The 11,432-nt window shown below is 68.5% G+C and carries 13 protein-coding genes; 3 read left to right on the top strand and 10 right to left on the bottom strand.

The window, feature by feature from the left end; all coding sequences use genetic code 11:
• Nucleotides 1–24: 24 nt before the first annotated feature.
• A complete protein-coding gene (locus IPM43_00160; protein ID QQS24852.1) occupies nucleotides 25–795 on the top strand; it encodes a histone H1-like repetitive region-containing protein in 771 nt (256 codons plus the stop codon).
• Here the strand turns inward: IPM43_00160 and gcvT are convergent.
• The 7 genes from gcvT to IPM43_00125 form a co-directional block, all read right to left on the bottom strand.
• Nucleotides 792–1,859 (bottom strand): glycine cleavage system aminomethyltransferase GcvT, encoded by a 1,068-nt coding sequence (gcvT, locus tag IPM43_00155; protein QQS24851.1) that lies wholly within the window; start codon nucleotides 1,857–1,859, stop codon nucleotides 792–794. The two genes, IPM43_00160 and gcvT, sit on opposite strands and share 4 nt — an antisense overlap.
• The gene (locus IPM43_00150) at nucleotides 1,852–2,304 is read right to left on the bottom strand and encodes a MerR family transcriptional regulator (GenBank protein QQS24850.1); all 453 of its coding nucleotides are present in this window, start codon (nucleotides 2,302–2,304) and stop codon (nucleotides 1,852–1,854) included. The genes gcvT and IPM43_00150 overlap by 8 nt, the downstream gene beginning before the upstream one ends.
• A 116-nt stretch (nucleotides 2,305–2,420) precedes the next feature.
• Complete coding sequence (locus IPM43_00145; protein QQS24849.1) at nucleotides 2,421–2,903, bottom strand: bifunctional nuclease family protein; 483 nt, start codon at nucleotides 2,901–2,903, stop codon at nucleotides 2,421–2,423.
• A 46-nt stretch (nucleotides 2,904–2,949) separates the two neighbouring features.
• The gene (locus IPM43_00140) at nucleotides 2,950–3,954 is read right to left on the bottom strand and encodes a MerR family transcriptional regulator (GenBank protein ID QQS24848.1); all 1,005 of its coding nucleotides are present in this window, start codon (nucleotides 3,952–3,954) and stop codon (nucleotides 2,950–2,952) included.
• A complete protein-coding gene (locus IPM43_00135; protein ID QQS24847.1) occupies nucleotides 3,951–4,439 on the bottom strand; it encodes an FHA domain-containing protein in 489 nt (162 codons plus the stop codon). The genes IPM43_00140 and IPM43_00135 overlap by 4 nt, the downstream gene beginning before the upstream one ends.
• An 8-nt stretch (nucleotides 4,440–4,447) precedes the next feature.
• A complete protein-coding gene (gene gcvH / locus IPM43_00130; GenBank protein QQS24846.1) occupies nucleotides 4,448–4,834 on the bottom strand; it encodes a glycine cleavage system protein GcvH in 387 nt (128 codons plus the stop codon).
• 61 nt (nucleotides 4,835–4,895) lie between these two features.
• On the bottom strand, nucleotides 4,896–7,379 hold the full coding sequence (locus tag IPM43_00125; GenBank protein ID QQS24845.1) for an NTP transferase domain-containing protein: 2,484 nt from the start codon (nucleotides 7,377–7,379) through the stop codon (nucleotides 4,896–4,898).
• Nucleotides 7,380–7,520: 141 nt separating this feature from the next.
• Between IPM43_00125 and IPM43_00120 the strand changes: the two genes are divergently transcribed.
• Nucleotides 7,521–7,928 (top strand): HIT family protein, encoded by a 408-nt coding sequence (locus IPM43_00120; GenBank protein ID QQS24844.1) that lies wholly within the window; start codon nucleotides 7,521–7,523, stop codon nucleotides 7,926–7,928.
• A gap of 13 nt (nucleotides 7,929–7,941) precedes the next feature.
• Here the strand turns inward: IPM43_00120 and IPM43_00115 are convergent, their stop codons facing one another.
• Genes IPM43_00115 through IPM43_00105 form a run of 3 tightly spaced genes read right to left on the bottom strand, consistent with a single transcriptional unit; the run spans nucleotide 7,942 to nucleotide 11,067 of the window.
• The gene (locus tag IPM43_00115) at nucleotides 7,942–8,547 is read right to left on the bottom strand and encodes a CDP-alcohol phosphatidyltransferase family protein (GenBank protein ID QQS24843.1); all 606 of its coding nucleotides are present in this window, start codon (nucleotides 8,545–8,547) and stop codon (nucleotides 7,942–7,944) included.
• Between the two features lie 10 nt (nucleotides 8,548–8,557).
• Nucleotides 8,558–9,286: an SOS response-associated peptidase gene (locus tag IPM43_00110; protein ID QQS24842.1), complete on the bottom strand. Its 729-nt coding sequence runs from the start codon at nucleotides 9,284–9,286 to the stop codon at nucleotides 8,558–8,560.
• Nucleotides 9,287–9,312: 26 nt separating this feature from the next.
• Complete coding sequence (locus tag IPM43_00105) at nucleotides 9,313–11,067, bottom strand: glycosyltransferase (GenBank protein QQS24841.1); 1,755 nt, start codon at nucleotides 11,065–11,067, stop codon at nucleotides 9,313–9,315.
• 116 nt (nucleotides 11,068–11,183) lie between these two features.
• On the opposite strand from IPM43_00105, the gene IPM43_00100 reads away from it, so the two are divergent.
• On the top strand, nucleotides 11,184–11,423 hold the full coding sequence (locus IPM43_00100) for a hypothetical protein (protein ID QQS24840.1): 240 nt from the start codon (nucleotides 11,184–11,186) through the stop codon (nucleotides 11,421–11,423).
• Nucleotides 11,424–11,432: the final 9 nt, after the last annotated feature.

Below are 11,432 nucleotides of genomic sequence, written 5' to 3'. Positions count from 1 at the left end.
GGCTGGAGGGATACCGTTGCACCCATGAGCGACACCACCGCGCCCGGTCTCGGTGAACTGTTCAACCTGATGGGCGGCACCAACCCACTCGCTTCGATCTCCAAGTCGATCGAGCAGTTCCGGCGCGGGGTGAACGACCTGTTCGAGTCGGTGGAGACCTTCAACGCCACGATGCGCGAGCTGAACGCGGTCGCGCAGCGGGTGAACCGCTTGCTCGACGACGTCGAGGAGCCGGTCAGGGCGTTCATGCCCCAGGTGACGCGCACGGTCCGTGCAGCCGACGCGATGATCGAGCAGCTCTCCGGCCCGGTCGAGAAGGTGGCCCCCGGGCTCGCCCATCTCGCCGACACGCTGGCGTCGCCAGGGCTCAGCCGGCTGCCCACCGACTTGAACGACTTCGTGGCCGTGCTGCGCGAGTTCTCCTCACGGATGCAGCCGTTCATGCAGATCGCCGAATCAGCAGGTGGCATCTTCGGCTTCCGACCCCTGAGTGGCTTGCGCCCGAGCACTGCGCGCCAGTCCGCCCCCGCACGCGCGACAGAACTGGCCGCGCCCGAGAAGCCCGTCGCGAAGAAGACCGCGGCCAAGAGGGCACCCGCCGCGAAGAAGACCGCGGCCAAGAAGGCGCCGGCCAAGAAGGCACCGGCGAAGCGTGCTGCTGCCAAGAAGGCGCCGGCGAAGCGTACTGCTGCGAAGAAGACCGCGGCCAAGAAGACGGCTGCCAAGAAGACGGCTGCCAAGAAGACGCCGGCGAGGCGGCCCGCGGGGAAGTTGCCGGCGGGTCGTCGCAGCTAGGCGCTCTTTTCGACGAAGGGCGTCGGTACGACGCGCCCGCGCATCGTGGTGCCCCGGACGTCGACGGCCACCTCGGCGCCGTCGGCGACGTCGGGCGGCAAGAACGCCAGCGCGATGCCGTGCTCGAGCACCGGCGAGTAGTTGCCGCTCGTGACCTGGCCCACCATCGCCCCATCGATCAGGATCGAGCTTCCCCCGCGCGGCGGCCGACGGCCCTCGGTGACGATCCCCCGCAGCAGCCGGGGGATGCCGGCGGCGCGTTCCACCTCGAGCGCATGGCGACCGCGGAACTCGTCCTTGCGCCACGCGACGACCCAACCGAGCCCCGCCTGCAGCGGTGTGATGCCCGGACCGAGCTCGTGGCCGTGCAGCGGCAGCCCCGCCTCGAGGCGCAGCGTGTCGCGGGCGCCGAGACCGGCCGGATGCACTCCAGCATGTAGCAGCGCTCGCCACAGCTCGGGAGCGTGGGCGGCCGGGGCGGCGATCTCGATGCCGTCCTCACCCGTGTAGCCCGTTCCGGCGACGGTGCAGGGCACGTCACCCCACATCTCCTGGCGCACCCGGAACCTGCCGACCTCGGCCGCGGCCGGGAACACCTTCGCGACCAGGGACCTAGCCGTCGGACCCTGCACGGCCAGCACCGCCCTCGTGTGCGTGGTCTCCTGCCCGCCGATGGCCGCGATCACGCGGTCGGTGTTGGAGGCGTTCGGCATCACGTCGAAGGTCTGATCTTCGACCCACCACACGATGATGTCGTCGAGCACCGAGGCATCGCTCTCGTCGAGCAGGTGCGTGTACTGCGCCCTTCCGGGTGAGATCTTGGTCAGGTCGTTGGTGAGCGCCCACTGCAGTCGTTCGAGCGCGTCGCTACCCACCACCTGGACCGTCCCGAGGTGGGAGACGTCGAACACGACGGCCTCGCGGCGACAGCGCAGGTGCTCGGTGATCGTGCCGTCGGGGTAGGACAGCGGCATCTCCCACCCGCCGAACGGGACGAGCTTGGCGCCGAGACGCTGGTGCTCCGCGTACAGCGGGGACTGCTCGAGCGGCGCCGACTCAGCCATTGACCGCACGGCCGCCCGCGGCGGCGTTGGGCCGCAGGGCCACGATCTGGTGGTCGACTTCGTCCTTCACGCCGGCGAGTGACAACAAGTTGAGTACCCCCTGCCCGCGACGCACGACGTCGACGAGCTGCTCACCGTCGCACAGCAGCACGCTGGAGCCCTGGATCACGATGTGCGCCGACGCGATGTCGGAGTCGACGTGGGAGCGAAGGTAGGTGAACACATCACGCACGTTCTCGAGCTTGATGCCGGCGTCGAGCAGGCTCTTGATCACCCTCAGCTCGAGCAGGTCACGGTACGAGTACCGTCGCCGGCTGCCACTGCCCTTCGCGTCGGACAGCGACGGCCGAACGAGGTCGGTGCGAGCCCAGTAGTCGAGCTGGCGGTAGGTGATGCCGACGATCTCGGCTGCCTGCGTACCGCTGTAGCCGGTGGGATCTGGCATCGGGCCCTCCGCCCCAAGTCGTCGTCGCAACGCTTGTTCGCGACGGATCACATCGACGTAGTTACGCCGGTGTGCGAACGCTATGGCGTGCCCGCCCGAACGTCAAGTGAGGGCGCTCACCCGCCGGCGAAGTCGTCGGGGGTGATGTTGTCGATGAAGTCGCGGAACTCGTCGATGATCTCGTCGTCGGAGGCGGGCTCCGGTTCGTGCGCCGCCTCGTCGAGCACCGCTTCGTCGCAGAACACCTCGCACCCGACGCGCACCGCGAGAGCCACGGCGTCGGATGGACGCGACGAAACCGTGAGCGCCCCGGCGGGGCCGTTCAGGTGCAGTTCGGCGAAGAAGGTGTGTTCACGCATCTCGGTGATGACCACCTGCGTGAGCTGCACGCCGAGTACGTCGAGGACGTTGACGAACAGATCGTGGGTCAGCGGGCGGGGGGCGACGATGCCCTCGATCGCCTGGTGGATGGAGGTTGCCTCCGGGCCGCCGATGTAGATCGGCAGCACCCGGTGCCGGCCCTCCCGCTCGCGCAGCATGAGCACAGGAGTGTTGGCGGGAACCTCCACCTGCACGCCGAGCAGATCCATCGGGACCATGGGGGCGATGGTACCCGCCGCGACGCTGACGCCGCGGGCCGGCGTCTCAGCGCGGGCCGCGGTGTGGTGAGAGGGTGTGATCGACGAAGGCCGCGTGGATGCGTGATCCGAGGTCGGCGAGGTCGTCGAGCAGGCGCATCGAGTCGTCACGGGCCTGGGGGTTGCGCTGACGCAGCAGCGGCAGGATCCGCTGTTCGTAGAGATCTGCTTCTCGTTCGGCCGAGGTCTTGAAGGTGCGCAGGTGCCTCGCGTCGATGCCGAGCGCGGCGAACTTGCCGGCGATCTCGGCCACGACGAGCGCATGCTGGTCGTACACGGGCTGCTGGCCGAGCGAGCGCGACGTGACGAGGCCGAATGCTTCGAGGTTGTCGAGCAGGGCGCCGTCGATGCCCGCGGCCGTGATCAGTTCCGATCGGGAGAGCTGGCTCCCTGCCGGAGCGGGCTCTGGCGGGGAGGACTTCGCCGCAGGCGGACGCGCGGTAGGCGCCTGCTTCGGCTCTGGAGCGTGGCCGGTGGTGGTCGCCGGGGCGATCGGCAACTTGTCGCCCACCGGAGCCGGCGCTGGCGCCTTGTCCTCGGTCGTCGCCGCGGTGGTGGGGCGAGCCGCGCTCGGATGCGCGGTGGCGGGCGCCTTGGCCGCAGTGGCCCGAGCGCCGGTTCTGGTCGGCGTCGGCTCGCTGTTCGCCCCCGCCGCGGCCACGGCCTCAGCAGGCGCCTCTGCCTGGCGCGCCTCCACCTCTGGAGCGGTCTCTGGCGCGTCGACGGTCACGTTGCGGATCCCCCGCGGCAGGCCGTTGTCAGGTGTGGGGTCGGAGCCGAGGCGATCCTTGATCACCTTCAGCGGCAGGTAGTGGTCCTTCTGCTCGCGCAGGATGAACCTCAGCCGATCGATGTCGACGTCGTAGAACCTGCGGTAGCCCGACGCCGCACGCTCTGGCTCGATCAGCCCCTGGCTCTCGAGGAAACGGATCTTCGAGATGGTGATGTCGGGGAACTCCTCGAGCAACAGCCCGAGGACCTCACCGATCGAGAGGTAGTGCCGCTCGTTCACAGAGACTGAGGTGCCTCGAAGTAGATCAGGCGGAACTTGCCGACCTGCACCTCGTCGCCATGGCTCAAGATGGTCTCCTCGACACGCTCTTGGTTCACGTACGTTCCGTTCAGCGAGCCGGCGTCGCGTACGACGTAGTGGTCGCCGGTGTGCTCGATCTCGGCGTGTCGGCGGGAGACGGTGATGTCGTCGAGGCTGATCTCGCTGTCGGGGTGGCGTCCGAGGCGGGTCAGGTCGTTCTTCAACAAGAACCGCTGACCGGCCTGCGAACCGGAGCGGACGATGAGCACCCCGACGTTGGCCGGCAGATCGCCGAGGCTGACGGTGGGGTTGTCTTCGGTGCCGATGGCGTCTTGGTGCGGGTCGACCTTGGGCAAGGAGATGGTGTGTTCGTCGAGTGGCTGCAGGGCTGTGCCGCACGCGGAGCAAAAGGCGGACTCAGGCGGGTTGCGGTGGCCGCACTGGTTGCAGAACACAGAGGTCACTAGTGCTCTCAGCCTTCGGTGAGCTGGGTGTACGCGGCAGCGTCGAGCAAGGCGTCGAAGCCGGAGCCGGCGGACCCGTCGGTCCTGATCTCGCAGATCCAGCCGTCTCCGTACGGGTCGTTGTTGAGCAGAGCGGTGTCGCCTTCGAGGGCTTCGTTGACGGCCGCGACCACGCCGGCGACGGGAGCACAGATGTCGGAGACCGACTTGGTCGACTCCACCTCGCAGATCCGTTCGCCGGCCTCGACGGCGAGCCCGACGGTGGGTAGCTGGACGTACACGACGTCACCGAGGGCGTCTTGGGCGTAGTCGGTGATCCCGATGCGCACTACGTCGCCGTCGCGCCGAGCCCACTCGTGGTCCGTGGAGTAGCGCAGATCCTCGGGCACGTTCATGGAGCGCAAACTTAGCGGGGACGGGGCCACGGTCTAAACGGCGGCCCCGGGCGCGCCCGCGTCAGCGCACGAGCTGGCGGATGCGCCTCGCGTACTCCTGGCCGAGGCGGCGGGCCTCGGCGTCGCTACCTGCCTCGGACCACACGTGGGTCACCGGCTCCTCGGGGTCCGGCAGCGCGAGCACCCAGCCCTCGGGGTACGACATCTTCACGCCGTCGACGAGCTCGACGTTGCGCCCGGCCATCTCGACGAGGGAGCGCATCACGAGTCCCTTCTGCTCCCACGGGGTGACGATCGTCTCGTGGGCCTGGTGCACCTTGGGCAGGTTGTCGACCACCTCGGACAGCCTCACCGCGCTGCGCCCGAGCAGATCGAGCAGCTTCAGCAGGGCTGCCGCGGCGTCGAAGGCCGGCAGGAACCCAGGCAAGATGTACCCGCCCGCGCCGTCGGAGGCAAAGCCGACCGCGGGGTCGGTGGCCGCGGCCATGAGCGCCGGGGTCGAGAGCTTCGTCTGGCGGATGTTGACCCCTTTCGCGTTCGCGAGCTCGGCGGCGCGCATGGTGATGTTGACCGGCAGCGCGATGGAGTCACCGAGCAGGTGGTCGCACACCATGCTCACGAACGCGAGCAGGGCCTCAGTGTGGGTGAGGATGCGGCCGAGGTCGTCGACCACGGTGAGCCGCTCGCCGTCGGGGTCGAGGACCACGCCGAGGTGTGCCCCCGACGCCCTCACCAGACCGGCGACGCGCTCGACGGCCACGACGGGATCTCGCTGCAGACGGCCCGCAGTGGACGCGAACGGGTTGACGGCGAGCACGTCGGCGTTGAGCTTGCCGAGCAGCGTCGGCATCAGCACGCTCGTCGTACCGAACGAGTAGTCGACGACGAGCTTGAAGCGGTGCTCCATGATCGCCGCCTTCTCGACGGTGTTCTCCAGGCTGAACGTGTACTCCTCGAGCGCTCTCGCCGGGAAGTTGATGTCGCCGATGTCCTCGGGCAGGGCGCGGCGGAAGTCCTCCCGCTGGAACAGCCGCTCGATCTTGCGCTGGGCGTCCTCGCTGATGTCGGACCCGTTCGAGTCGAAGAAGCGGATGATCACGCGCTCGGCATCGTCTGGGTGGAGGCGCACCGTGAGCCCCGAGTACGCCCGCGGTGAGCGCACCAGGAAGCGCGTCACGGGAATCGACGCCATCTCCAGGTCGAGGACGTCGACACCGGTGCCGTTCAGCCCGGCCATCATCGCCCGCTTCAGCATCCGTGCCGAACGGCTGGAGTCGCGCGAGGTGACGACGGTGCTGCCCTTGCCGAGCGAGGTGCCGAACGCCATCGCCACCTTCGTCGCGAGCTCCGGGGTGACGTCGACGTTCGCGAGGCCGTTGACGCCGTCGCGGCCGAACAGGCTGCGCGCGCCGCGGCTCTCCCACACGATCGAGGTGTTGACGACGGCGCCGTCTTCGATCGTCTTGAACGGGTACACCTTCACGTCGCCGGCGATCAGTGCGTCGGAGCCGACGAACACCTCGTCGCCGAGCACCGCCCCCTCTTCGATGCGCGAACCGGAGCGAACCGAGCTGTTGCGCCCCACGACCGCGCCCCGCAGGCGGGTCGAGTCGCCGAGGTAGACGTGGTCGTGGATGACGCTGCGCTCGATCTGCACCTCGCGCGTCAGGCGCACGTTGGAGCCGAGGACGGTGTACTCCCCGATGCTGCAGCCGGCTTCCACCCGGCATCCGGGTCCGATCACCGCCGGGCCGACGACGGTGGCCTCCGGGGAGATCTCGGTGCCCTCCCCCACCCAGACACCGTCGGAGATCTCGAACCCGGGGATGCGCAAGCGCACCCGCTGATCGAGCACGTCCTTGTGGGAGCGCAGATAGGCGTCGAGCGTGCCGACGTCTTCCCAGTAGCCCTCGGCCACGGCGCCGTAGAGGGGCTGGCCGTCGGCGAGCAGCTGCGGGAACACCTCGCCGGAGAAGTCGACGGAACGGCCCTCGGGGATGTACCGGAACACCTCGGGCTCGAGCACGTAGATGCCGGTGTTGATCGTGTCGCTGAACACCTGGCCCCAAGTGGGCTTTTCCAGGAAGCGCTCGATCGTGCCGTCCTCGCGAGTGATGACGATGCCGAACTCGAGCGGGTTGTCGACGGGCGTCAGGCCGATCGTGGCCATCGCGCCCTTCTCCTCGTGGAGGGCCAAGATGGCGGTGAGATCGATGTCGGTGACCACGTCCCCGGAGATCACGAGGAAGCGCTCGTCGAGCAGCTCGCGCGCGTTCGCCACGCTGCCGGCGGTGCCGAGCGGGATCGCTTCGTGGGCGTACTTCATGGAGACGCCGAACTCGGACCCGTCGCCGAAGTAGGTCTTGATGTTGCTCGCCAGGAACGCCACCGTGACGACGATCTCGTCGAAACCGTGCTGGCGCAGCAGGTCGACGACGTGCTCCATCATCGGGCGATTGGCGATCGGCAGCATCGGCTTCGGGGCGTTCGAGGTGAGCGGGCGCAGCCTCGTCCCCTCGCCGCCGGCCATGATGACGGCCTTCATGCGCGCCGCTCCTCTCTCGTCTCGCGGAGACGTCCTGTAGCGCGCTCGCGCACGGTCGCACACTACCGAGCACGCCGTCGCGCGGCCCCTTCCTTCCGAGGCCGCAAGCGTGCGGCGCAGGCGAGTCCTACGATCGGGACGATGCCCACCATCTTCACGCGGATCATCGACGGCGAGATCCCCGGTGTCTTCGTCTGGCGCGACGAGAGCTGCGTCTCGTTTCTCAGCATCAACCCGATGGCGTACGGCCATGCGCTGGTGGTGCCGATCGAGGAGCACGACCATTGGGTCGACGTGCCGCCCGAGCTGATGGCTCACCTGTTCGCAGTCGCGCACCGGATCGGCATCGCCCAGCAGCGGGCGTTCGGATGTGAGCGGGTCGGGCTGATCATCGCCGGGTACGAGGTGCCCCACACCCACGTTCACGTCATCCCGACGAACGAGATGGGCCAGCTCTCCTTCGCGAACGCCGCCCGCTCGGTCAGCCCCGACGAGCTCGAGGCCGCCGCCGGCGCGATACGCGCGGCCCTCGCCGATCTACCGGCCTAGCCGGACGCCGGGCTCATGGCTCGGACGCGGCGGGCGTCGGCCGGCGGAGGTGCTCACGGATCGTCGGGACGTAGGCGATCGCCGTGTAGTAGCTGAGCACCAGGCCCGGCACGCCGAGTGCGTAGGAGGCAGCCCTGAACAGCGGCGCCGTGGAGAGATCGGAGCTCGCGAGCATGAAGCCGGGCACCGCGAACATGAGGAGGAACGTCGCCGCCTTGCCCCACGAGGTCACGTCGAAGCGGGTCATGCCGAAGAACAGCTTCAAGACGGCCACCGTGGCTCCGAAGATCGCCTCGCGCAGCAGCACCGCCCACGCGAACCAAGCCGGCGCCGAGCCGTCGACGATGATCGCCGCCAGCGCGACGACGAACAGCAGTCGATCGGCGGTGGGATCGAGGATCTTGCCGATCTCGCTGACCTGGTTCCAGCGTCTGGCGATGTACCCGTCGACCCAGTCGGTGGCGCCGAGCCCACCGAGTAGAAGGGCGGCGGCCACGCGGTTGTCGCGGCCGAACAGCAGCCACAGGAACACCGGCAGGCATGCCAGGCGGACGAGGGTGATGACGTTCGGCACCGTCCAGAAGTCCTTGCCCGACGGCTGGCGGGTCTCCTCCGGCACGGATCGCACACTAGGTGGGCAGGATCAGCTCGGGCCCGGATGAGCGGACGTTGTTGACCGCGAGGCCCACCAGGTGGAGGGTCAGCAAGTCGTCGGCGGCCGGGGTGAGCATCGACTGGAGCGTCGAGAGATCGTGCTCGTCGGCGTCCAGCCACTCCTGCCACCGTGACGCGGGCAGGATCGCCGGCATCCGGTCGTGCACGGGTGCCATCGTGGCGTTCGCGTCGGTGGTGATGATCGTGCACGAGTGGAGCCAGGGCTGGTTCTCGCCGGCGGGAGCTTGCTTGTCGCGCCACGCCGTCCAAAGCCCGGCCACCGCCAGCGGTTCGCCTGAGATCGAGTGGATGTAGACCGGTTGCTTGACCGGCTTACCCGCTTTCGTCAGAGGCCCGCCGGGTTGGCCCGGCTTCCACTCGTAGAAGCCGTCCATCGGCACGATGCACCGGCGTTTGGCGAGCAACGGTTTGAAGACCGACTTCGTGGCGAGCGTCTCGGCCCTGGCGTTGATCATCTTGGAGCCGATCTTTTCGTCCTTGGCCCAAACGGGGACGAGCCCCCAGTGGAACACGCGGAGCACCGGTGTGCCGTCGGGCCCCTCGACCAGGCCGAACACGTCGTTGGTGGGTGCGACGTTGTAGCTGGCGGGCAGCCCGCCGTCGGCCAACTCGGCGCCGATCGTCGCCCCGAAGTGCTCGGCGATGCGTTCCGCAGAAGACGACGACACGTAGCGCCCGCACACGGGCCCACCGTAGACCGGCGTGACGCTCAACCGAGGCGGAAGATGCCTGCCAGGTTGAGGCTGGTGAACGAGACGGCGATCGACGCGAGCGTCACCGCGCCGGCGGCTGCCGTTGCGATCACCGACGAGAACCCGAGGGGAAGGGCCTGGCGCAGGCCGGGGTATGGCGTCCCGGCGAGCCTGCGCCTCCGCACGTTGTCGCGCTGGTGCAGGCCGACGACGACCACCGCCGTGGCGAGGTTTGCCACTGCCGAGACACCGCACAGCAGCCGGTAGCCCGCCGCAGCCCCGCCGGACAGGAGAGCCAGCGAGAGTGCCGAAGACGTCGCGATGACGAGCATCGGCATCACGTACCTGAGCGGCAGGGCCTTCGCCGCGGCGTCGCCCTTCGGAGTCACCCTGAACGGCACGTCCCTTCTCCGCAGGCCGGCCCACGCCCCCTGCATCGAGCCCCAGAGCACCCATGGCCACCGCGCGACGGTGAAGACCATCACCTGCCATCCGAGCAGGTGCGCGTCGACCGGCCGGAGCAGTTCCCGCCGGCGCATCCAGGCGACGGCGAACTGGGCGACGAGGCTGGCGGGCAGCACGTGGATCCAGAACTCGGCCAGGTTCACCTGCACCCACGGCCGCTCGAGCGCGAGGGCCACGATCGGAAAGACGAACCCGGCCAGCATCTGCAGGCCGAAGATCGGGTAGAAGATCAGCGAGAACCACAGTCTGAAGCGGGCTGCAGTCGGGATCGTGCGCCAACGGCCGCGTGTGAACCGCACGCCGACGGTGGCCAGGCTGCGCGCCCACTGCAGCTCCTGGGTGATGAGCTCGCCGAAGCTCTCCGGCCCGTCGCCATGGGCTTCGGCATCGATCGCGAACGCCCCCTGCCAGCCGCCGCTGTTCATGAGCAGCGACGTCGAGTAGTCCTCGGCCAGCTCGGGGCCGATGCCGCCGATCCACTTCAGCGCCGACGTGCGCACGGCGTAGTGGGATCCGATGCACACCGGGGCAAAGCCGCCGTTGCAGCCCGCCTGCACCACGCCGTGGAGGGTCGCCTCCTTGTAGAGGCGAGCGGTCACCGTCCAGCCGGCCGCGGAGTTGGCATCGCAGATGCTCGGAGCGGCCACGTAACCAACCCGCCGGTAGGCAAACGGGCGCAAGATCTCCTCAAGATAGCCAGGGGCCGGCACGTGGTCGGCGTCGAACTGCGCAACGAAGTCATAGTTCTCATAACCGTAGTGGTCATAGAAATAAGCGAGGTTGCCTTCTTTGGTCTTGGTACGTCGCGGCCAGCGCGGTTGGTGGTAGTCGGCGACGCCGCGTCTCGTCGAGATCCGGACGCCGTTCGCGCGGCACCACTCGACCGCATGCGTGGTCGGGTCCTCGTCCGCGAGCCACACGTCGTACGGGCGGTCGGTGCGTTGGCCGAGCATTGCCCGCAGCGTGATCTCGACCACTTCCCAGGGCTCCGCGGGTGCCTTCGTCACGACCATCGCGACGCGGGCCGTTCGAGGTAGCCCAGCCGCGGGGTTGGGTCGAGTCGCCCGCAGCGAGAAGAAGAACAAGTAGCCGGCCAGGCCCGTTGCCCAGGCCAACAATGCGCTGTTGAACAGCATCCCCGACCACGACACCCAGTGGATCGGCTGGAGCCACCACGACCAGAAGAACCCGAGCGATAGCACCCATACGACGGTGAACAATCGCAACATGAAGTCGTCGCGGTCGTCGAGGATCGGGACGAATGGTTGCAGCTGCGCCAGGTGGTGGTCTGACCGCGTTACGTGCATTTCTTCACGCTCGCTCGCTCGGTGGCCTTCCAACCACTGTCAGCGTTTTGGGTCACGTGGGGTGATCGGTACCCTGCTGTCAGGCGGAATGCAGGAAAGGCGGAATGATGAGCGCAGTGGCAGCAAGCCCAGCGGCACCGGTGGTCGTGGCGGCAGGAGTTGCCTCGGGTGGCGGCGGAGCGGCGGTCGGCGCATTGCCGGCTACGGGCTCCGGGCTCACCGTGCTCTTGCTGGTGATCGCACTGACATTCGTATTGGTGGGGTTGGTGCTGCAGTGGAACCCCCTCGGTCGGGGGTTGGCCGCGCAGACCGAGCTCATGACGCTGCCCGACGATCCCGACGGCCACCTCAGCTGACTTCATAGA

The sequence above is a fragment of the Actinomycetota bacterium genome (genome assembly GCA_016700055.1).
In the GTDB taxonomy this organism is placed as follows: domain Bacteria; phylum Actinomycetota; class Acidimicrobiia; order Acidimicrobiales; family Ilumatobacteraceae; genus Kalu-18.
The sequence above is the reverse complement of the archived record's forward strand: the minus strand, read 5'-3'. Positions and strand labels throughout refer to the sequence as shown.